A 19,885-nucleotide genomic window follows, 5' to 3' on the forward strand; every position below is an offset into this window, starting at 1 on the left:
CGTCAGCCCTGGATCGGCGATGGTGTCACGCCGAATGGAGCCAGGCCCGCCGCTCCCCCGTCGTGCGCGGTCAATACCCAGATGCCACCCATGTGGAAGGCTACGGTGTGCTCCCACTGCGAGGCGTTGGACTTGTCGTTGGTGACTACAGTCCAGTCATCTTCCAGCACGGAGGTCTCGATGCCGCCGCGTACGAGCATTGGCTCAATGGCCAAGCACATACCTGGCTTGATCCGTGGGCCGCGGTGTCCGGAGTTGTAGTTGAGCACGTCCGGTGCCATGTGCATCTGCGAGCCGATGCCGTGGCCGCAGTAGTCTTCGAGGATGCCAAGCTCATCGCCTGGCTGGCTGGTGACGTAGTCATCGATGGCCTGCCCGATCTGGCCGACGAAGCGTGCGTTGGCAGCGGCAGCAATGCCGGCCCACATGGCCTGCTCGGTGATATCGCTCAGGCGCTGGTCAGCCGGGTCGATGTTTTCCCCGACCAGAACGGTGCGGGCTGAGTCGGCGTGCCAGCCCTCCACGACGGCGCCGCCATCGATCTTCAGCACATCGCCGTCCTTCAGCTCGTAGTCGGACGGGAAGCCGTGGACTACCTCATGGTTGACCGACGCGCAGATGTTGGCCGGGAAACCGTGGTAGCCGAGGAAGTTGCTGGTTGCGTTGTGGCGTTCCAGCACCTTGCCGAAAACCTCGTTGATAGCTTCGGTCCGCACGCCCGGGCGGGCCATCGCGACAGCTTCGTCCAGTGCTTCAGCCAGAACCAACCCGGCCTTGCGCATTTTCAACATCTCGGAGTTGGACTTGTACTCGATTGTCGGCTGTCCTAATGCCAATGTGATTCCCCTGCCTTAAAGTGTGTTGTCCCGCCCTGTGCCGTTGCCGGCATCTGCAAGGTCCATCAATGCAAAAAGTGCGCAGGGACCGGGCTGCAACATCCATTGTTGCTGCACGGTCCCTGCGCGTTGTAACGCTTGTGTCTAGGCGTTGACGTCCAACGCCGCAAGAACACGTTCGGTGACTTCGTCGATAGCACCCAGGCCATCGACCTTGCGCACGATGCCGCGTTCCTCGTAGCGCTCTACAACGACGCGAGTCTCTTCGTTGTACAGGCTCAGGCGGTGGCGGATGACCTCTTCGGTGTCATCGGCGCGGCCTTCGATTTCGGCACGCTTCAGCAGGCGGGCAACCAGCTCGTCATCATCGGCGGTCAGCTGCAGCACTGCGTCCAGGGCGATGCCCTTGTTGGCCAGCATCGCATCAAGTGCATCGACCTGCGCACTGGTGCGTGGGTAGCCGTCCAGCAGAAAGCCGTTGGCTACGTCGTCCTGGTTCAGGCGGTCTTCAACCATGTTGTTGGTGACCGAATCAGGGACGAAGTCCCCGTTGTCAATGTACTTGCTGGCTTCGAGGCCCAGCGGGGTGCCGCCCTTGACGTTGGCACGGAAGATGTCACCGGTCGAGATGGCAACAATGTCCAAGCGCTCGGAGATCTTTACGGCCTGAGTGCCTTTGCCGGCACCGGGAGGTCCAATAATTAGCAGTCGACTCATCGCAGAAGCCCTTCATAGTTCCGTTGCTGCATTTGAGCATTGATTTGCTTGACGGTTTCCAAACCCACACCAACCATAATCAGGATCGATGTACCGCCAAATGGGAAGCTTTGATCAGCGTTGAACAGCACGAAGGCAATCAGTGGAATCAACGCAACGAACGCTAGATACAGGGCACCCGGGAAGGTAATACGGGAAATCACGTACTGCAGGTACTGCGCGGTCGGACGACCTGCGCGAATGCCCGGGATGAATCCACCGTACTTCTTCATGTTGTCTGCGACCTCTTCAGGGTTGAAGGTAATCGCAACGTAGAAGTAGGTGAAGCCGATGATCAGCAGGGTGTACACCAGCATGTACCACGGCGAGGACGTCGCCGAGTGCTCCTGCAGCCACATCGCCCACTCGGGCAGGGTGCCGTCGTCGTTCTGGTTGAACTGAACGATCATCTGCGGCAGCGCCAGGATGGAGCTGGCGAAGATCACTGGGATCACGTTCGCCATGTTCAGCTTCAGTGGAATATACGTGGAGGTGCCGCCCACGGTACGGCGTCCCACAGTGCGCTTGGCGTACTGCACCGGGACACGGCGCTGGGACTGCTCAACGAAGACCACCAGGGCCACAATCAGCAGGCCCACCAGCAGCACGCCGATGAAGGTCATGATGCCCTGCGCCTGGAAGATCGCGCCCATCGAGGATGGGAAGCCCGAAGCGATGGAGATGAAGATCAAGATGGACATGCCGTTGCCGATGCCGCGTTCGGTGATCAGCTCGCCCATCCACATGATCAGGCCGGTGCCTGCCGTCAGGGTGATGATCATCAGCAAGATGACGATCAGCGAGTCATCCGGGATCAGCGGAAGGGTGCAGCTTGGGAACAGGCTGCCGGTACGCGCCAGAGTGACCAAGGTGGTTCCCTGCAGCAGTGCCAGGGCGATGGTCAGGTAACGCGTGTACTGCGTCATCTTGGCCTGGCCGGCTTGGCCTTCCTTGTGCAGTGCCTCGAAGTGCGGGATCACCACACGCAACAACTGGACAATAATTGCCGCAGTAATATACGGCATGATTCCCATTGCGAAAACCGATACCTGCAACAGGGCTCCGCCGCTGAACAGGTTCACGAATGAATAAAGTCCACCGGTGGTTTCACCCATTGCCAGACACTGCTGAACGTTGCTGTAATCAATGCCCGGTGCGGGAATGAATACGCCGACACGATAGATCGCAATGATCCCAAGCGTGAACAGCAACTTGTTACGCAGATCAGGCGTCCGAAAAACTCGGGCTATGGCGCTGAACAAGCGTCCTCCTGAAGTAAGTGCTTGAGTCTGGGGAAGAGATTCTTCCCAGATCTAACGATTCTAGCGGTCAGTTAGGCAATCCTGCCAAATGCGCCACACGAAAAGCTCAGGAATGTTTGCAGAATTGGAACTAAACCGACTAATCAGCCAAGCAATTATTAGAAATCTTAGAATGTTTCGCCGAGAGGAAAAGAAAGTCCCGGTTCGCGTTGATTGCTCAACCCGAACCGGGACTATTCAAAGGCTTGACCCTGGATTAGAGGGTGTTTGCCGAGCCGCCAGCAGCAGCAATCTTCTCGGCTGCGGAAGTCGAGAAGGCGTCAACCTTCACGTCAACCTTGACCGTGATGTCGCCGGTGCCCAGGACCTTGACAGGCTGGTTCTTGCGAACGGCGCCCTTGGCAACCAGTGCCTCGACGGTGACTTCGCCACCTTCTGGGAACAGCTCCGAGATCTTGTCCAGGTTTACAACCTGGAACTCGACGCGGAATGGGTTCTTGAAGCCGCGCAGCTTTGGCAGACGCATGTGCAGCGGAAGCTGACCACCTGCGAAGCCTGCCTTCACCTGGTAACGAGCCTTGGTACCCTTGGTACCGCGACCTGCGGTCTTGCCCTTCGAGCCCTCACCGCGACCCACGCGGGTCTTAGCGGTCTTGGCACCCTCAGCTGGGCGCAGGTGGTGAACCTTAAGTGCTTTTTCTTCAGCCATCTCTACTTCGCCTCCTCGACCTTCAGCAGGTGTGGGACCTTGTTGACCATGCCAACAGTCACAGGATCGGCGGTGCGGACAACGGTGTGACCGATGCGCTTCAGACCCAGCGAGCGAACAACGTCGCGCTGGCCCTGGTTACCACCAATGATGGACTTGACCTGGGTGATTGCCAGCTTGGCGTCGCTTGGAACAATGTTCTTAGCCATTGATTAAGCACCTGCCTTCTGGGACTGGATGTGACGCAGCATTGCTGCTGGTGCAACCTCGTCCAGCGGAAGACCGCGGCGAGCAGCAACAGCCTGAGGCTCTTCCAGAGCCTTCAGTGCAGCAATGGTGCCCTGAACGATGTTGATCTGGTTCTGCGAACCCATCGACTTCGACAGGATGTCGTGGATGCCTGCGCACTCCAACACGGCGCGCACTGGACCGCCGGCGATAACACCGGTACCAGGAGCTGCTGGGCGGAGCAAGACGACGCCAGCGGCGGCCTCACCCTTGACCAGGTGTGGAATGGTGGTGCCAACGCGTGGAACGCGGAAGAAGGACTTCTTGGCCTCTTCAACGCCCTTGGCGATAGCAGCAGGAACTTCCTTGGCCTTACCGTAGCCAACGCCAACCAGACCGTTGCCGTCGCCAACGACCACAAGTGCGGTGAAGCTGAAGCGACGACCACCCTTGACGACCTTGGAGACGCGGTTGATAGCTACAACGCGCTCAAGGAACTTGTCCTTGTCTTCGTTGCGGTTATCCTTCTGGTCGCGACCACGACCGCGGCCTTCGCCACGTCCACGGCCTTCACCACGACCGCGGCCTTCGCCGCGACGGGATCCTGCGTTCTCGGTAGCGGGAGCCGATGCAGTCTCGACTGCTTCAGTAGCTTCAGACACCTGAGTTTCCTTCTTGTTAGTTGCTTCGCTCACAGTGCCAGCCCACCTTCACGTGCGCCTTCAGCAACAGCAGCCACGCGACCGTGGTACTTGTTGCCACCGCGGTCGAAGACAACTGCTTCGATGCCAGCAGCCTTGGCGCGCTCTGCAACGAGCTCGCCAATGCGCTTGGACTTTGCGGTCTTGTCGGCATCGCTTGCGCGAAGATCTGCTTCCATGGTCGATGCGCTGGCCAGGGTGATGCCCTGCGAGTCGTCTACGATCTGTACGAAGATGTGACGAGCCGAGCGGTTGACAACCAGGCGTGGACGAACGGACGTACCAACGATGTGCTTGCGCAAACGCTGGTGACGACGACCGCGCTGAGCGGACTTGCTCTTGCCCTTGATTCCGATAGCCATGTTTACTTACCAGCCTTTCCGACCTTGCGGCGGATGATCTCGCCAGCGTAGCGAATGCCCTTGCCCTTGTAAGGCTCGGTCTTACGCAGCTTGCGGATGTTAGCGGCAACCTCACCGACGTGCTGCTTGTCGATACCAGCAACGGTGATCTTGTTGTTGCCCTCGACCGAGAAGGTGATGCCGTCAACGGCAGCAACCTTCACTGGGTGCGAGTAGCCCAGAGCAAGCTCCAGGTCGGCACCCTTAGCCTGTACGCGGTAACCGGTACCGTGGATTTCGAGCTTCTTCTCGTAACCCTCGGTCACACCAACGATCATGTTGTTGATCAGGGTGCGGGTCAGACCGTGCAGCGAACGAGCCTCGCGGGAGTCGTTCGGGCGGCTGACGGTAACAGTGTTCTCGTCCTTGGCAACGGTGATAGGAGCCTTGACGGTGATCGAAAGTTCACCCTTGGGACCCTTGACGGCGACCAGCTGGCCGTCGACATTCAACTCAACGTTGGCAGGTACGGAAATCGGAAGACGTCCAATACGTGACATTGTATGTTTCCCCTTTCCCGTTACCAGACGTAGGCGAGGACTTCCCCACCCACGCCCTTCTTTGCAGCCTGACGGTCGGTAAGCAGACCGGAGGAGGTGGACAGGATAGCGATGCCAAGGCCACCGAGCACGTGAGGCAGGTTGGTGGACTTTGCGTATACGCGAAGACCTGGCTTGGAGATACGGCGTACGCCAGCGATCGAACGCTCACGCGATGGGCCGTACTTCAAAGTGATAGTCAGAGTCTTGCCGACTTCTGCTGCAACTTCCTCGAACGAGGCGATGTAGCCCTGTTCCTTGAGGATGTTGGCAATGCGCACTTTCAGCTTGCTCGACGGCATCGACACAGTGTCGTGGTAAGCCGAGTTGGCGTTGCGCAGACGAGTCAGCATATCTGCGACTGGATCTGTCATAGACATGTGGGCTTCAGCCCTTCCTCGTTACGGTTTCCTTAGCGGACCTGTAACGTAGTGAGATTAGTTGTTGGTCTTGAATGGGAAGCCCAGAGCCTTGAGCAAGGCGCGGCCTTCTTCATCAGTCTTGGCAGTGGTAACGACGGTGATGTCCATACCACGTACGCGGTCAACCTTGTCCACATCGATTTCATGGAACATCGACTGTTCGGTCAGACCGAAAGTGTAGTTGCCATTGCCATCGAACTGGCGGTCGCTCAGGCCGCGGAAGTCGCGGATACGAGGCAGTGCCAGGGTGATCAGGCGGTCGACGAATTCCCACATGCGATCGTTACGCAGGGTGGTGTGGGTACCGATTGGCATGCCTTCACGCAGCTTGAACTGAGCGATCGACTTGCGGGCCTTGGTAACCACTGGCTTCTGACCGGTAATTGCGGTCAGGTCGCGTACGGCGCCTTCAATGAGCTTCGAGTCCTTGGCTGCTTCGCCAACACCCATGTTCACGACAACCTTGGTCAGGGATGGTACCTGCATTGGGTTGGCGTAGTTGAACTGCTCCTGCAGGGCAGGGCGGATGTCTGCTGCGTACTTAGCCTTCAGACGTGGCTGGATCTTGGTGGCTGCTTCAGTCATTACAGATCCTTTCCGGAAGCCTTGGCGTAACGGACGCGTACAGTCTTGGACACGCCGTTCTTTTCAACGGTTTCCTCGCGGAAGCCGACGCGGGTTGGCTTCTTGGTCTCTGGGTCAACCACTGCAACGTTGGAAACGTGCACTGGAGCCTCGACAACCTCGATGCCGCCGGTGGCCGAACCGGATTCGGTCTGACCTGCCTTGGTGTGCTTGGTGACGCGGTTGACGCCTTCGACCAGCACGCGGTTGGACTCGGTGATGACCTTCAGGACCTTGCCCTGCAGGCCACGATCCTTGCCAGCGATGACCTGGACCAGGTCACCCTTCTTGATCTTTGCGCCCATGGTTACAGCACCTCCGGAGCCAGGGAAACGATCTTCATGAACTTCTTGTCACGAAGCTCGCGGCCCACTGGGCCGAAAATACGAGTGCCACGAGGATCGGCAGCGTCACCCTTGAGGATCACTGCAGCGTTCTCGTCGAACTTGATGTAGGAACCGTCTGCACGACGGATTTCCTTCTTGGTGCGAACGACGACTGCCTTGACGACATCGCCCTTCTTCACGTTGCCGCCAGGAATTGCATCCTTGACGGTAGCGACAATGGTGTCGCCAATGCTTGCGTAGCGACGCTTCGAGCCGCCAAGAACACGAATGGCAAGGATTTCCTTGGCACCGGTGTTATCGGCAACCTTCAGTCGCGACTCCTGCTGAATCACTTCTTACTCCTGTCGTCTCGCTGGTTCTCATGAATGAGCCTTGCGGAACGGATATGGTCTCCACGATACGTATCGCTTACCCCCACTGGCGCGGGCGCACCGAATGCTGATCCCAATTGCCGGCAGGGCCGAGGCGTAAAATATCGAGGCTGCGCTTGCGCGGCCAAACGAATTTGGACCGCACTGCATTATGCCGAAGGTGGATAGTCCTCGAACATCATGCGCACAGATTCTTAAGTCTAGCCTAGAGTGGCGCGAATCCGAAATGGTGTGGTAAGAGAAAGGCGAGCGTCGTTGGTCACACTCGTATCGCTAAAAAATCCCAGAATTACGGGGAATTTCGTTTTTTGCACCGCTCTCTCCGACTAGCTTTTCTCGCCAAAAGCACAGTGAGAGTCCCCCATGAGTAATTCGATTACATCCTTATTCGATATAAATCGACAACTCAAAAAATTTCTTGATCGATTTCCATGCCCGACGCTGCTGGAAGGCCGGTCGTATTTCCCGAGCCCAATCGACTCAGCTGAATTAAGAGACTAAGCAAGACAACCGACACTCATGGAATCGCTTCATGGCATCACATCTATCCACTTTACGGCTTTACTGTTCAACGAAAGCTTCGACCCGATCCGCGCTCCCACAAACTTGTTTAGGAGCCGTGGGTCGGCGGCTGCCTGGATTGGGAAAATAACCTTTCCCGTTTCGTCGTCCAGCCAGGAATTTGAAGATAGAGCATCCAAGTTCCAGATTCCAAGAACTACTCGCGACCCACTGACTACTCCCACCAGATATCGGGGAATTGAGTGTTCGGGCAATTTAACTCGGTCCTGATACGTAAGCAGCTTACTGAGAGTTCGTGTTCCGGATTGAGAAGACGAACCCTTGTGCCAGAACTTTTCTAACCGATCCTGCAGTACGTTGTGATCCAGTCCTGGCTTGAGTCCCCCGCGAATGTTGCCTGGCTGTTCAAAAACTTGGTCGTTTATTTGCACGTAAATGAAAGATCCCTTGAGCTCCTCATAGAGGTCTCCAAGTTCAACCATGCCACCCGATGCCGGAAGCCTATACGAGGGCTGCAATCCCATCTCGCCCAGATATTGGAAATACGGGCTCTGCAAGGTGACAGATTCATTCGTGGCAACTGTCTGCAGCAACGATTCGATGCCCTCAACAACTGATTCGATATTCTCAGGGTGCAAGGATGGAGTCACCCACCAGCGCTTTCTTTGAGTGTCAGTCGACGGATCATGGACTGGCGCGAGGTCGGTTACCTCGACGACTTGGTTATGGCCGTTGCTGTATTCCCAAAGAACATATACACCGTTTTTCACCGGTAAGTTCTCTTCGGGGTAGAACGATCGAGGCCGAAAAATTTGAGCTCCCAGCGATCCGTTCAAGGAATTAAACCTGTGATCGTGGGAAATAATGTCGATCGCAAGAGACTCAAAAATGTTGAGATCTTCTGCCGATGCTCTTGCCAGGCTTTGAAAACTTATCGTCCACGAACTTGTATGTGCAAGACGCTGTTGGAGCCTTCCGTTATGGCTCTTGAAGTGCTTAAGCGCTCTTCCTGGGGTGACCGATTGGCCGATATAAACGTTATCTGGCTCTGTCTCGGTCGCGTCGATTGAAACACAGTAGATGTGGTCTACCCGCTCTGGGAATACTGAAGTTTTTTCGGACAATTCAAGGCTCTGGTCAGTCACAGTGCTAAGGCTACCCTTTTGTTTTCGACTAAGTGTTGGCTTGGAATAATTTACACCAACCCGTATCTGGTCAGTGCTCTCCATGCGGCCCTCATGCAGAGCATGTTTACCTTCAATGTAGCTCCACTGGTTTTAAATTCAGAAATGCCCCGAACACTTCTTGCGAAGTGTTCGGGGCATTCTTCAATCACGAGATCCGTGAAATCGCGGAGAAGCTTACTTAGCCTTCTCTACGATCTCAACGAGACGCCAGCGCTTGTCAGCGGACAGCGGGCGGGTCTCAGCGATGACAACCAAGTCGCCGATGCCGGCTTCGTTGTTCTCGTCGTGAGCCTTTACGTTCTTGTTGCGACGCATAACCTTGCCGTAGAGGGCGTGCTTCACACGGTCCTCAACGTCTACGACGATGGTCTTCTGCATCTTGTCGGATACCACGTAACCACGGAGGGTCTTGCGGTCGTTACGCTCGGTAGCGTTATCCACACCGTTCTCCTTCTCGCTCATTACTTGGAATCCTTCTTGGTTTCTTCAACCGGAACAACGACATCCTCACGAATGCCCAGCTCGCGCTCGCGCAGCACAGTGTAGATGCGGGCGATATCGCGCTTGATTGCCTTCAGGTTCCCGTGGGATTCCAGCTGGCCGGTAGCCGACTGGAAACGCAGGTTGAACAGTTCTGCCTTGGCCTTCTTCAATTCCTCGTTCAAACGAGCGGTATCGAAGCCGTCCAGGGACTCAATGCTAAGGTCCTTCGAACCGATAGACATCCCTATTCACCACCTTCACGACGCACGATGCGTGCCTTCATTGGCAGCTTGTGGATTGCAAGACGCAATGCCTCTTTAGCTACCTCTTCACTGACGCCACCGAGTTCAAACATGACTCGTCCTGGCTTGACGTTGGCGACCCACCACTCCGGCGAACCCTTACCGGAACCCATGCGGGTTTCGGCAGGCTTCTTGGTCAGCGGACGGTCTGGGTAGATGTTGATCCAGACCTTACCGCCACGCTTGATGTAACGGGTCATGGCGATACGAGCGGCTTCGATCTGACGGTTAGTCACGTAAGCCGGGGTCAACGCCTGGATACCGAACTCACCGAATGCTACGGTGGTGCCGCCCTTAGCAGCGCCCGAACGCTTCGGGTGGTGCTGCTTGCGGAACTTCACACGACGTGGGATAAGCATTTAAGCCTGTCCTCCTTCCGCAGCCGGAGCTGCAGCGCCCTTGCGATCGTTGCGACGACGGCGTTCGCCGCCACGTGGACGGTCGTTGCCGCCACGGCCGCCACGAGCTGGAGCAGCAGCCTGCTGTGCAGCTAGTTCCTTGGCGGTAACGTCACCCTTGTAGATCCAGACCTTCACGCCGATGCGGCCGAAGGTGGTCTTGGCTTCGAACTTGCCGAAGTCGATGTTCGCGCGCAGGGTGTGCAGCGGCACACGGCCTTCGCGGTAGAACTCCTTGCGGGACATTTCTGCGCCGCCAAGTCGACCGGAGCACTGAACGCGGATGCCCTTGGCACCAGCGCGCATTGCCGACTGCATTGCCTTCTTCATCGCACGGCGGAAAGCCACGCGGGAAGCAAGCTGCTCGGCGATGCCCTGGGCGACCAGCATGGCCTCCATGTCAGGGTTCTTGACCTCGAGGATGTTCAGCTGAACCTGCTTCTTGGTGAGCTTTTCCAGCTCGCCGCGAATGCGGTCAGCTTCTGCGCCGCGACGACCAATGACGATACCTGGACGTGCAGTGTGGATATCCACACGTACGCGGTCACGGGTACGCTCGATCTCGACGCGGGCGATGCCAGCGCGGTCCATGCCGTTAGACAGCAGGGCGCGGATCTGGACATCTTCCTTCACGTAGTCAGCGTAGCGCTGGCCTGGCTTGCTGGAATCAGCGAACCAGTGGGAAACGTGATCGGTGGTGATGCCGAGACGGAAACCGTTCGGGTTAATCTTCTGTCCCATTTAGTTCTCCCCACCCTTCTGCGTGGTTGAAACAACCACAGTCACGTGGCTGGTGCGCTTCTTGATCTGGAATGCGCGACCCTGTGCACGCGGCTGGAACCGCTTCATGGTCGGACCTTCGTCAACAAACGCTTCGCTGATAAACAGCTCGTCCTCATTGAATGCTTCACCTGCGCGGTCCGCGGCGGCACGGGCGTTAGCCACTGCCGATGCGACAACCTTGTATACCGGCTCCGAAGCTGCCTGTGGGGCAAACTTCAAGATGGCCAGTGCCTCGTTGGTCTGCAGACCACGAACAAGGTTGACGACGCGCCGGGCCTTCATAGGCGTTACGCGGATGTGACGCGCAATTGCCTTGGCTTCCATTGCTATCCTTCTCTCGTCTATCGAAGAAGTGCTAAGCGATACTAGTACCCTCGCGGGGCCTAGCGGCGCTTGCCCTTCTTGTCGTCCTTCACGTGGCCACGGAACGTACGGGTTGGGGCAAACTCTCCGAGCTTGTGTCCAACCATCGATTCGGTGACGAACACTGGGATGTGCTTGCGACCGTCGTGTACGGCGATGGTGTGTCCCAGCATGTCCGGGATGATCATCGAACGGCGGGACCACGTCTTGATGACGTTCTTGGTGCCCTTTTCGTTTTCAGCAACGACCTTCAGGAACAGGTGCTGATCGACGAAGGGGCCTTTCTTCAGGCTGCGTGGCATGTTTCCAGGCTCCTATCGCTTGTTCTTGCCGGTCTTGCGGCGACGCACAATGAGCTTGTCGCTTTCCTTGTTTGGACGACGGGTGCGTCCCTCACGCTTACCGTTAGGGTTGACCGGGTGACGACCACCGGAGGTCTTGCCTTCACCGCCACCATGTGGGTGGTCAACTGGGTTCATGACAACACCGCGAACGGTTGGGCGTACGCCCTTCCAGCGCATGCGGCCGGCCTTGCCCCAGTTGATGTTGATCTGCTCAGCGTTGCCAACTTCGCCGATGGTTGCGCGGCAGCGCACATCAACGTTGCGGATTTCGCCCGAAGGCAAACGCAGCTGAGCGTAGCGGCCCTCGCGGGCTACCAGCTGGATCGATGCACCAGCGGAACGAGCCATCTTGGCGCCGCCGCCTGGGCGGAGCTCAACAGCGTGGATCACGGTACCAACCGGGATGTTACGCAGTGGCAGGTTGTTGCCTGGCTTGATGTCGGCGTTTGCGCCGGCCTCAATAGCGTCGCCCTGCTTCAGGTTGTTCGGTGCGATGATGTAACGCTTGGTGCCGTCCACGTAGTGGAGCAGCGCAATGCGTGCGGTACGGTTCGGGTCGTACTCGATGTGAGCGACCTTTGCCGGAACGCCGTCCTTGTCGTGACGACGGAAGTCGATCACGCGGTAGGCGCGCTTGTGTCCGCCACCCTTGTGACGGGTGGTGATCTTACCGGAGTTGTTACGGCCGCCTGACTTGGTCAGTGGACGAACCAACGACTTTTCCGGAGTCGATCGGGTGATTTCTGCGAAGTCGGCTACCGACGAGCCGCGAAGGCCCGGGGTAGTCGGCTTGTACTTACGAATTCCCATTATTTATATTCCTCGTTAAAGTGGTCTCCGCTTAGGAAAGCGGACCGCCGAAGATGTCAATCGAGCCGTCCTTCAAGGTGACGATGGCGCGCTTGGTGTTCTTGCGCGCACCCCACCCGAAGCGGGTGCGCTTGCGCTTGCCAGCTCGGTTGATGGTGTTAACGGAGTCAACCTTGACGTTGAAGATGGCTTCAACGGCGTACTTGATTTCCGACTTGTTGGAGCCTGGTGCCACCTCGAAGGTGTACTGACCTTCGTCGATCAGACCGTAGCTCTTTTCCGAAACGACAGGTGCGATGACCACGTCGTGTGGAGCCTTTGAGAACGCGCTCACTTGGCTTCCTCCTTCTGGACCAGGGCATCGAAGGCAGCCTTGGTGAAGACTACGTCATCCGAAACCAGAACATCGTAGGTGTTCAGCTGGTCGACGTACAGAACGTGCACATTGACGAGGTTGCGAACCGAGAGGGCTGCAACATCGTTGGCGCGATCGATGACGACAAGCAGGTTCTTGCGCTCGGTGAGCGAACGCAAGGTAGCCAGAGCTTCCTTGGTCGAAGGCGTTTCGCCAGCAACCAGGTTCTCAATCACGTGGACGCGATCGAAGCGTGCGCGATCAGACAGGGCGCCGCGCAGTGCAGCAGCCTTCATCTTCTTCGGGGTACGCTGCGAGTAGTCACGTGGAGTTGGACCGTGGACAATGCCACCGCCGGTCATGTGCGGAGCACGGATCGAACCCTGGCGGGCGCGGCCGGTACCCTTCTGCTTGAACGGCTTGCGACCTGCACCCGAAACCTCGGAGCGGTCCTTGGTCTTGTGGGTACCCTGGCGGGCAGCAGCAAGCTGTGCGACGACAACCTGGTGCAGCAGCGGGACGTTGGTCTGTACGTCGAAGATCTCTGCAGGCAGTTCGACGTTAAGTGCCTTAGTCATTTACTTATGCTCCCTTCACGGCGTTGCGTACGAGAACGACGCGGCCGCGGGCACCTGGAACGGCACCCTTGATCAGCAGGAGGTTCTTCTCAACGTCGATAGCGTGAATGGTCAGGTTTTGAGTGGTAACACGCTCAGCACCCATGCGACCGGCCATCTTCTGTCCGCGGAATACGCGACCTGGGGTCGATGCGCCGCCGATGGAACCTGGCTTACGGTGGTTCTTGTGAGCACCGTGCGATGCGCCAACACCGTGGAAGTTGTGGCGCTTCATAACGCCGGCGAAGCCCTTACCCTTCGAGGTGCCTACGACGTCGACCTTCTGGCCGGCTTCGAAGACCTCTACGGAGAGCTCCTGGCCTGCGGTGTACTCGGCAGCGTCTGCGGTGCGCAGTTCTACCAGGTGGCGACGTGGGGTAACGCCAGCAGCCTCGAAGTGGCCAGCCATTGGCTTGGTGACCTTGCGAGGATCGATCTGGCCGTAGCCGATCTGAACTGCGGTGTAGCCATCGCGCTCTTCAGTGATGAGCTTGGTGACAACGTTGCTGTCAGCCTGCACGACGGTGACAGGGATCAGGTTGTTGTTCGAATCCCAAACCTGGGTCATGCCGAGCTTCGTGCCCAACAGGCCCTTGAAATTACGGGTTGCGGTCATAGTTTTCTCGCCACCTCCCCTTAAAGCTTGATTTCGATGTTGACATCCGCTGGCAGGTCGAGACGCATCAGCGAATCAACAGCCTTCGGGGTCGGATCAACGATGTCGATCAGACGCTTGTGCGTGCGCATTTCGAAGTGCTCACGGCTGTCCTTGTACTTGTGTGGCGAACGGATAACGCAGTACACGTTCTTCTCCGTTGGCAGCGGCACTGGGCCGACTACGGTTGCGCCTGCGCGCGTGACCGTCTCAACGATCTTCCGGGCCGAAACGTCAATGACCTCGTGGTCATACGACTTCAGCCGGATGCGGATTTTCTGTCCCGCCATGGCGTCATGCCTCTTTCTGTTAGCACTATCTAAAGTTTCTGTGCCTGTATACGGGTCCTTCCGGACCGGCACGCCTTGCTCTGCGGCTGAATCCGGATCAGATCCGGGTTCCTCACCCGCAGGAGGCTCCGACCCCCGCGCTCGGGCGTGTCGTGAAAATTTCAGTCACAAAACACCCACAAAGTTTTCACCTTATCGAGGGGCCTTATAGTTTGAAGCAGTTGTATCGATCCCGAACCCCAGGCATTATCCTGCGTGAGAGTCGATCCCGGTCGTTCAAACCAGATCCGGTTACCCCATAAATGGGGACCGGGTTGCACTGAAGCAACTTATCTAGTCTGACAGGTCGGCCACGATCGCGCAAATCTTTTATGCCTATCCGTGCCCGTGATCTTGACCTCACGACGACTCTGGCCCATCCTGTCCGGTCCGCTCCGGCCCCGCAGGCAGCGGTGGATCTGCCAGGCTTCCTTGCTTCGCCGGCACGGATTCCTGCTTGTCAACTTTCACCAGCTTGAAGACCGCGGCGGCAATCAGCCCCAGGCCGATGATCACCAGCCAGAGGAACGCCAGGTCGCGCAGGAACCACAAGACTGCCAGGGTGATGGCTGCCGCACCCCACCAGATGAACAGCCGCTCCCCCAGTTTCAACCCCCACGCCACCAGTGCGCCGAAGAAGACCAGGCCGATCACCTGGGCTGCACCATTGGATTCGACCAGCGCCGTAAGCAAAGCCAGGCTGCCGGCAGCCGATGCAGCCAGCAGGTAGATCTTCTGCAATCGCGCATCGGCTCTGGCATTGCGCCACACCACCAGCACTACTGCAACAACGCAGGCATAGGCTGCCACGCTGCTGGCCCGCGGCGCGCCGGCGATCTGCGCATAGCTGCTGAGCGCCAGCAGGGCCCCGAGGAGAATGAAGCCGTCCACCGCGAAAGGCACCAGCGCCTGGGGAAGCTCGTAGAGCCGCACCAGCACCGCAACGCCGAAGATGAGCAGCGCGCCGCCGACCACCTGCCAGGTTGCGCCAGCATCGAGGTGGCCGATCCCACCTGCCAGCAGCAACGCGAGGAGCATGCCGGCAAAATACAATCGCGAAGCAGCACCGGGCGGATCCGCATGGAGGTAGCCGAAATGAGGATATTCCGGTACTGGTTCCGTCATTCGCCCATGGAAGATGGCAAGCAGATACAGCGCCATGCCCGCGCCTGCCAGCGCCCATGCGGCATCCATCGCTTCCATCGCAAGGGCCCCGCCAGCTTGCCGCACTTCGAAGACCGCACGCAGGATTGCCACAACCAGCATGATGCTCGATCCGGAGGCATACCAGGCACTCGTGCGCGTGTGCACCATGAGGATGAACGCGCAAGCCATCAACAAGTGCGCAGCAACTGCCCACCAAGAACCTGCCTGCCATGCGCCGGCCCATACCGCCGGAAGGAAGATGGCCAGCGCCACTGCCAGCGAATACTGCTTCTTGGCGCGCAAACGCCATTCAAGGATGAGGGCGCCGAGACCCAGCGCCAGCAGCATGGCGCAAGCAGCTTGCGAACTCCACCAGCTGGTGCGGACCCACCCGGTCGCGTCAGGCATCGCCAGCGCCGGAATGCTGATCAGCAGGATCAGCGACAGAGTCGGGGCCACCAGATAGAGCTGTCGCTTGACTACCGCTAGGCCAGTCTCAGCTTTGAATGCAGCCAGTCCGTGCAGTCCGAAGAACAAGCAGGCAAGAAGAACCGCTCCCCGATCAAAGCCGCCGGCGAACGCCCCGTAAGCCAACGTTGCTGCTGGAATGCCCGCCAGTAGCCCAACTGCCATCCACCGCAATTCGCTACGCAGCGCATTGCCTCTGCGGATGCCGGCCAGCAAGCGGACCAATTGCGGGATGGCCACCGAAACCAGCAGCAGGCAGAACCTGCCGTGGATGTCGAATTCCATGCTGTAGGCAACCCACCACACCATGGAGCTGAAGAACACTTGGGCCAACGCGGCGTAGATGACCTTCCACTGCTGATTGATGCTACGGCGCAGGCACCAGGCGAAATAACCCAAGGACGCTGCCCCGACGAAGATCGCCAGCGGCCAGAAATCCCTGCCGAAGCTGAGCGCATAGAGCCCCAGCAGCAAGCCGGCGGCCCCCAGGCTGATCGGCCGTCCCAGCCCGGGTCGCTGGGAAGGAAGATCGCGAAGCCGCCACGCCGAGGCAATGACCAGGCCCACTGCAATCACCAGGCCGACGATAAACCAGGCCAGCGAGCTGAGCCCGAGGAACGCCACGAAACTTGCACCGTAGCCATCTTCGCCCCTGGATGACAGCACCCTCAGGCCGAGCAGAAGTACCACGCCGAGCAGCGCCGAAGCACCCACACGGCCCAGCCGGTGCGCCTGCGCCAATCCTCGTTCCAGCAAGGATCGGCTCGCCAGATTCGCCACCCACATGATGAACATCACCAGGAGCAGCACAATCAACGAGGCGGTGCCATTCGCTGATCCGTCGCCCTCGGTCTCGAGCTCCTGGAGCGCCGCGCCGAGCACTCCTGCGCCAACCAGCGCCAGTACCCAGCGCACGTGGCCGGTGATTTCCCTAAGCAGGCCGCGAGTGCGGCGATGCGCCAGCGAAAGGCCGAGCAGCGCCAGCATGAAGGCCGGCAGCGGACGCCAGGTGTAAATCTGCAGATCCACCAGCGTCACGAGCGGAAGAACCGCAATCGCTCCAATTTCCAGCTTGGCTCCGCGCAGCAGGCCCGTCACTGCCAACGCCATGAAGATGGGGACCGCGATGCAGCTGAGCATGAAGGTCTCGATGCCCTCTGCGGCAAAGTACGCGAAGGCGACCGAGGCAATCCCGGCGCTCCACAGCACCGCGCGTTCAATTTGCAAGTGCTTGAGTGCCAATCCCAATCTCTGCCGGTATCCGGTCGCCCAGCGCAGGGCTGCCACGGCCTGGAGCCCGAAGGCGTAGGCAAGCACCAGCCAGGCGCTCGTTGCGGTCAAGCCGAGATAGTTGCAGCCGGCCACGAGCATGCCCATGAACGCGGCGCGGGCGGCATACGTGCGAAGCAAACGCCGGTTGGCGAGCAGCCTGACACTGAGCAGCAACTGGGCGGTGAGCAAGGCGAAGATCCAGAACAGATCCCGGCTGGTGAGCATCTCGGCAAGGATCGTCGCCAGCACGAAGACGAACGCAGGCAGCAGCTGCGCGGTGCCGAGCAGTGCTTGGAAGAATATCGAGGCGCGGATCCTTTCGCTGCGTGCGGCGAGAAGCATCAGCACGATCGATAGCACCAGCAGGATCAGCATGTAGTAGAGGACTCCGCGCTGCATCGTGGCCGCGCCAGCCATGGCGGTGCTGACCAGAATCAGCACGGCCACCCAGGCCAAGACACGGGACTTGAACGCCAGCGTCGCATGGCCCACTGCTACCGTGCCGATGGCCGAGAATACCAGCCAGGTCGCTGGCCCGGAGATCTCCAGCGTGCTGTACGTGGCGATGGCGCACAACGGCAGCAAGGCCAACCCGGTACCGGCAAAGGCGGCACCCGCGGGCCGCAACGAGGGCTTCATGGCATAGGTGACCAGACCACCGCCATAGAACGCAGCCGAGAGCAAGAAGAGGGCAACGAGCTTGGAGAGCGGCGGCAACGCGAAGCTCAGGAATAGCGCGCCGGCAGCAACGATCATTAGAGCCGCGACGTAGAGCGTGATATTGATATTGCGCAATTCGCGCTCGCGCTTGGTCAGGACCTTCATCGGCTTTGCCGGCACCGTAGACCCGGTCGCCGCCGCGGGGGCAGGGGCGCCGTAGGCGGAAGCTGCATTAGCAGGAACTTGCTGGAGGTACGGCTGGTTGCCACGAACTGCCTCGGCCCCTGAAGCGACCGGCGCGGTGTCGCTGACGGCTGCCAGTTGCGGCTGCGCGGGTTGCGCATTATCCGGCGGTACCGGGCCCCCCAGGGCTTCGTCGACGGCTGGCTCCGCGGGAGCCTTCCCACCGGATTGTCCCAAGTATCTGACGGCCTCGTCGTAGCCTCTCTGCCAGGCTTCGCCCAGAGCATCCAGCTGTTGCTGGCTGTGCGAAGCAGCTCGTTTTCCCTGGTGTCGGCCAAGGCCGAAGGCCAGCAGGATCAACATGATAGATACGATGACCCAGCCGATCATTGAAGCCACTCCCCCAGTTAATGAATTGGTACGCTCTTCAATTAGACCACCTTCTAGATATATTCACTAGCTGACGCTCGCAATTAACCAAAAAATCCCCCAGCACATAAGTGCTGGGGGATCTTCTCAGTCCGCTAAGGAACTACACCGTCAAGTAATGACTACTTGGTGATGGTGGTAACCTTGCCCGAACCAACGGTGCGGCCGCCTTCGCGAATTGCGAAGCCAAGGCCCTCTTCCATAGCGATTGGCTGGATCAGCTCAACCGACATTTCGGTGTTGTCGCCTGGCATAACCATTTCGGTGCCCTCTGGGAGGGTGATAACGCCGGTAACGTCGGTGGTGCGGAAGTAGAACTGCGGACGGTAGTTCGAGTAGAACGGGTTGTGACGTCCGCCTTCGTCCTTCGACAGGATGTAGACGTTAGCTTCGAAGTTGGTGTGCGGGGTGATCGAGCCTGGGGCTACGACAACCTGGCCGCGCTCAACATCGTCGCGCTTCAGACCGCGAAGCAGCAGACCACAGTTCTCGCCTGCCCATGCTTCGTCGAGCTGCTTGTGGAACATCTCGATACCGGTAACGGTGGTCTTCTGGATTGGGCGGATGCCGACAATCTCAACTTCCGAGTTGATTGCCAGGGTGCCACGCTCGGCGCGACCGGTAACAACGGTACCGCGGCCGGTGATGGTGAAGACATCTTCAATTGGCATCAGGAATGGCTTGTCGCGGTCGCGAACTGGATCCGGGATGAAGCTGTCAACAGCGTCCATCAGTTCCTCAACAGCTGCAACCCACTTTGGATCGCCTTCCAGAGCCTTCAGGCCCGAAACTTGGATCACTGGAGCGTCGTCGCCATCGAAGCCCTGCGAGGACAGAAGTTCGCGAACTTCCATCTCCACGAGCTCGAGCAGCTCTTCGTCCTCAACCATGTCCGACTTGTTCAGTGCGACCATCAGGGTTGGAACACCAACCTGGCGGGCCAGCAGAACGTGCTCGCGGGTCTGAGCCATTGGGCCATCGGTGGCGGCAACAACGAGGATTGCGCCGTCCATCTGTGCAGCACCGGTGATCATGTTCTTGACATAGTCAGCGTGACCTGGAGCGTCTACGTGTGCGTAGTGGCGCTTCTCGGTCTGGTACTCGATGTGCGAGATGTTGATGGTAATACCGCGCTGGCGCTCTTCCGGTGCCGAGTCGATGTTAGCGAAGTCGCGCTGTTCGTTCAGGTCTGGGTACTTGTCAGCCAGAACCTTGGAGATAGCCGCGGTCAGAGTGGTCTTACCGTGGTCAACGTGACCGATGGTACCAATGTTGACGTGCGGCTTGTTGCGCTCGAACTTTGCCTTTGCCACAAGTTCCTCCTAGAAACATTTACAGAAGACATTCTTCGTCTGCGCGGTTCGCAAACGAACTAGAAATAGT

Annotated in this window: 26 protein-coding genes; all 26 read right to left on the reverse strand. The window is 58.6% G+C overall.

The features are described from left to right. Positions 1–2 precede the first annotated feature (2 nt). Positions 3–836: a type I methionyl aminopeptidase gene (gene map, locus ACLQ8T_RS11595; RefSeq protein ID WP_413454717.1), complete on the reverse strand. Its 834-nt coding sequence runs from the start codon at positions 834–836 to the stop codon at positions 3–5. A gap of 144 nt (positions 837–980) precedes the next feature. Beyond that, on the reverse strand, positions 981–1,553 hold the full coding sequence (locus tag ACLQ8T_RS11600; protein WP_413454718.1) for an adenylate kinase: 573 nt from the start codon (positions 1,551–1,553) through the stop codon (positions 981–983). Next, the gene (secY, locus tag ACLQ8T_RS11605; RefSeq protein WP_038992182.1) at positions 1,550–2,854 is read right to left on the reverse strand and encodes a preprotein translocase subunit SecY; all 1,305 of its coding nucleotides are present in this window, start codon (positions 2,852–2,854) and stop codon (positions 1,550–1,552) included. Before secY ends, ACLQ8T_RS11600 begins: the two co-directional genes overlap by 4 nt. A 256-nt stretch (positions 2,855–3,110) precedes the next feature. After that, on the reverse strand, positions 3,111–3,563 hold the full coding sequence (rplO, locus tag ACLQ8T_RS11610) for a 50S ribosomal protein L15 (RefSeq protein WP_038992183.1): 453 nt from the start codon (positions 3,561–3,563) through the stop codon (positions 3,111–3,113). A 2-nt stretch (positions 3,564–3,565) separates the two neighbouring features. Continuing rightward, positions 3,566–3,772, reverse strand: coding sequence for a 50S ribosomal protein L30 (gene rpmD / locus ACLQ8T_RS11615; RefSeq protein WP_038992184.1), 207 nt, complete (start codon positions 3,770–3,772; stop codon positions 3,566–3,568). A 3-nt stretch (positions 3,773–3,775) separates the two neighbouring features. Continuing rightward, entirely contained in the window at positions 3,776–4,453 is a 678-nt protein-coding gene (gene rpsE / locus ACLQ8T_RS11620; RefSeq protein ID WP_174520608.1) for a 30S ribosomal protein S5, read from the reverse strand. A 29-nt stretch (positions 4,454–4,482) separates the two neighbouring features. Then, complete coding sequence (gene rplR / locus ACLQ8T_RS11625; RefSeq protein ID WP_038992187.1) at positions 4,483–4,854, reverse strand: 50S ribosomal protein L18; 372 nt, start codon at positions 4,852–4,854, stop codon at positions 4,483–4,485. Positions 4,855–4,856: 2 nt separating this feature from the next. Then, a complete protein-coding gene (rplF, locus tag ACLQ8T_RS11630; protein WP_038992188.1) occupies positions 4,857–5,393 on the reverse strand; it encodes a 50S ribosomal protein L6 in 537 nt (178 codons plus the stop codon). Between the two features lie 20 nt (positions 5,394–5,413). Next, entirely contained in the window at positions 5,414–5,812 is a 399-nt protein-coding gene (rpsH, locus tag ACLQ8T_RS11635) for a 30S ribosomal protein S8 (RefSeq protein ID WP_013349671.1), read from the reverse strand. Positions 5,813–5,869: 57 nt separating this feature from the next. Then, on the reverse strand, positions 5,870–6,439 hold the full coding sequence (gene rplE / locus ACLQ8T_RS11640; protein ID WP_204722625.1) for a 50S ribosomal protein L5: 570 nt from the start codon (positions 6,437–6,439) through the stop codon (positions 5,870–5,872). Then, positions 6,439–6,783 carry a 50S ribosomal protein L24 gene (gene rplX / locus ACLQ8T_RS11645; RefSeq protein ID WP_128471124.1) on the reverse strand — a complete coding sequence of 115 codons (345 nt, stop codon included), beginning with the start codon at positions 6,781–6,783 and terminating at the stop codon, positions 6,439–6,441. Before rplX ends, rplE begins: the two co-directional genes overlap by 1 nt. 2 nt (positions 6,784–6,785) lie before the next feature. Continuing rightward, the gene (gene rplN, locus ACLQ8T_RS11650; RefSeq protein ID WP_038992191.1) at positions 6,786–7,157 is read right to left on the reverse strand and encodes a 50S ribosomal protein L14; all 372 of its coding nucleotides are present in this window, start codon (positions 7,155–7,157) and stop codon (positions 6,786–6,788) included. Between the two features lie 569 nt (positions 7,158–7,726). Beyond that, on the reverse strand, positions 7,727–8,947 hold the full coding sequence (locus ACLQ8T_RS11655) for a hypothetical protein (RefSeq protein ID WP_413454719.1): 1,221 nt from the start codon (positions 8,945–8,947) through the stop codon (positions 7,727–7,729). A 132-nt stretch (positions 8,948–9,079) separates the two neighbouring features. Then, positions 9,080–9,367 carry a 30S ribosomal protein S17 gene (gene rpsQ / locus ACLQ8T_RS11660; protein WP_013349679.1) on the reverse strand — a complete coding sequence of 96 codons (288 nt, stop codon included), beginning with the start codon at positions 9,365–9,367 and terminating at the stop codon, positions 9,080–9,082. Continuing rightward, a complete protein-coding gene (gene rpmC / locus ACLQ8T_RS11665) occupies positions 9,367–9,630 on the reverse strand; it encodes a 50S ribosomal protein L29 (RefSeq protein ID WP_038992193.1) in 264 nt (87 codons plus the stop codon). Before rpmC ends, rpsQ begins: the two co-directional genes overlap by 1 nt. 2 nt (positions 9,631–9,632) lie before the next feature. Next, on the reverse strand, positions 9,633–10,049 hold the full coding sequence (gene rplP / locus ACLQ8T_RS11670) for a 50S ribosomal protein L16 (protein WP_022874131.1): 417 nt from the start codon (positions 10,047–10,049) through the stop codon (positions 9,633–9,635). Next, entirely contained in the window at positions 10,050–10,829 is a 780-nt protein-coding gene (gene rpsC, locus ACLQ8T_RS11675; RefSeq protein WP_038992194.1) for a 30S ribosomal protein S3, read from the reverse strand. Further along, entirely contained in the window at positions 10,830–11,195 is a 366-nt protein-coding gene (gene rplV, locus ACLQ8T_RS11680; RefSeq protein ID WP_013349683.1) for a 50S ribosomal protein L22, read from the reverse strand. Between the two features lie 59 nt (positions 11,196–11,254). After that, positions 11,255–11,536 carry a 30S ribosomal protein S19 gene (rpsS, locus tag ACLQ8T_RS11685; RefSeq protein WP_022874134.1) on the reverse strand — a complete coding sequence of 94 codons (282 nt, stop codon included), beginning with the start codon at positions 11,534–11,536 and terminating at the stop codon, positions 11,255–11,257. Positions 11,537–11,548: 12 nt separating this feature from the next. Continuing rightward, positions 11,549–12,388, reverse strand: coding sequence for a 50S ribosomal protein L2 (gene rplB, locus ACLQ8T_RS11690; RefSeq protein ID WP_038992195.1), 840 nt, complete (start codon positions 12,386–12,388; stop codon positions 11,549–11,551). A 31-nt stretch (positions 12,389–12,419) separates the two neighbouring features. Further along, a complete protein-coding gene (rplW, locus tag ACLQ8T_RS11695) occupies positions 12,420–12,722 on the reverse strand; it encodes a 50S ribosomal protein L23 (RefSeq protein WP_038992196.1) in 303 nt (100 codons plus the stop codon). Then, positions 12,719–13,321 carry a 50S ribosomal protein L4 gene (gene rplD / locus ACLQ8T_RS11700; protein ID WP_038992197.1) on the reverse strand — a complete coding sequence of 201 codons (603 nt, stop codon included), beginning with the start codon at positions 13,319–13,321 and terminating at the stop codon, positions 12,719–12,721. Before rplD ends, rplW begins: the two co-directional genes overlap by 4 nt. Before the next feature lie 4 nt (positions 13,322–13,325). Further along, positions 13,326–13,976 (reverse strand): 50S ribosomal protein L3, encoded by a 651-nt coding sequence (gene rplC, locus ACLQ8T_RS11705; RefSeq protein WP_413454720.1) that lies wholly within the window; start codon positions 13,974–13,976, stop codon positions 13,326–13,328. 20 nt (positions 13,977–13,996) lie between these two features. Then, entirely contained in the window at positions 13,997–14,305 is a 309-nt protein-coding gene (gene rpsJ, locus ACLQ8T_RS11710; protein WP_013349689.1) for a 30S ribosomal protein S10, read from the reverse strand. 399 nt (positions 14,306–14,704) lie between these two features. Next, positions 14,705–18,472 (reverse strand): hypothetical protein, encoded by a 3,768-nt coding sequence (locus tag ACLQ8T_RS11715; protein ID WP_413454721.1) that lies wholly within the window; start codon positions 18,470–18,472, stop codon positions 14,705–14,707. 152 nt (positions 18,473–18,624) lie between these two features. Beyond that, positions 18,625–19,815 carry an elongation factor Tu gene (tuf, locus tag ACLQ8T_RS11720; protein ID WP_413454722.1) on the reverse strand — a complete coding sequence of 397 codons (1,191 nt, stop codon included), beginning with the start codon at positions 19,813–19,815 and terminating at the stop codon, positions 18,625–18,627. Between the last annotated feature and the right edge of the window lie 70 nt (positions 19,816–19,885).

The sequence above is a fragment of the Glutamicibacter sp. FR1 genome, from assembly GCF_047300825.1.
Taxonomy (GTDB): domain Bacteria; phylum Actinomycetota; class Actinomycetes; order Actinomycetales; family Micrococcaceae; genus Glutamicibacter; species Glutamicibacter nicotianae.

Bases quoted from the DNA above. Each gene is read 5' to 3' on its own strand.
- ACLQ8T_RS11600 (WP_413454718.1), bottom strand. From the start codon at position 1,553: ATGAGTCGACTGCTAATTATTGGACCTCCCGGTGCCGGCAAAGGCACT.
- rplO (WP_038992183.1), bottom strand. From the start codon at position 3,563: ATGGCTGAAGAAAAAGCACTTAAGGTTCACCACCTGCGCCCAGCTGAG.
- rpmD (WP_038992184.1), bottom strand. From the start codon at position 3,772: ATGGCTAAGAACATTGTTCCAAGCGACGCCAAGCTGGCAATCACCCAG.
- rplR (WP_038992187.1), bottom strand. From the start codon at position 4,854: ATGGCTATCGGAATCAAGGGCAAGAGCAAGTCCGCTCAGCGCGGTCGT.
- rplF (WP_038992188.1), bottom strand. From the start codon at position 5,393: ATGTCACGTATTGGACGTCTTCCGATTTCCGTACCTGCCAACGTTGAG.
- rpsH (WP_013349671.1), bottom strand. From the start codon at position 5,812: ATGTCTATGACAGATCCAGTCGCAGATATGCTGACTCGTCTGCGCAAC.
- rplE (WP_204722625.1), bottom strand. From the start codon at position 6,439: ATGACTGAAGCAGCCACCAAGATCCAGCCACGTCTGAAGGCTAAGTAC.
- rplX (WP_128471124.1), bottom strand. From the start codon at position 6,783: ATGGGCGCAAAGATCAAGAAGGGTGACCTGGTCCAGGTCATCGCTGGC.
- ACLQ8T_RS11655 (WP_413454719.1), bottom strand. From the start codon at position 8,947: ATGGAGAGCACTGACCAGATACGGGTTGGTGTAAATTATTCCAAGCCA.
- rpsQ (WP_013349679.1), bottom strand. From the start codon at position 9,367: ATGAGCGAGAAGGAGAACGGTGTGGATAACGCTACCGAGCGTAACGAC.
- rpmC (WP_038992193.1), bottom strand. From the start codon at position 9,630: ATGTCTATCGGTTCGAAGGACCTTAGCATTGAGTCCCTGGACGGCTTC.
- rplP (WP_022874131.1), bottom strand. From the start codon at position 10,049: ATGCTTATCCCACGTCGTGTGAAGTTCCGCAAGCAGCACCACCCGAAG.
- rpsC (WP_038992194.1), bottom strand. From the start codon at position 10,829: ATGGGACAGAAGATTAACCCGAACGGTTTCCGTCTCGGCATCACCACC.
- rplV (WP_013349683.1), bottom strand. From the start codon at position 11,195: ATGGAAGCCAAGGCAATTGCGCGTCACATCCGCGTAACGCCTATGAAG.
- rpsS (WP_022874134.1), bottom strand. From the start codon at position 11,536: ATGCCACGCAGCCTGAAGAAAGGCCCCTTCGTCGATCAGCACCTGTTC.
- rplB (WP_038992195.1), bottom strand. From the start codon at position 12,388: ATGGGAATTCGTAAGTACAAGCCGACTACCCCGGGCCTTCGCGGCTCG.
- rplD (WP_038992197.1), bottom strand. From the start codon at position 13,321: ATGACTAAGGCACTTAACGTCGAACTGCCTGCAGAGATCTTCGACGTA.
- rplC (WP_413454720.1), bottom strand. From the start codon at position 13,976: ATGACCGCAACCCGTAATTTCAAGGGCCTGTTGGGCACGAAGCTCGGC.
- rpsJ (WP_013349689.1), bottom strand. From the start codon at position 14,305: ATGGCGGGACAGAAAATCCGCATCCGGCTGAAGTCGTATGACCACGAG.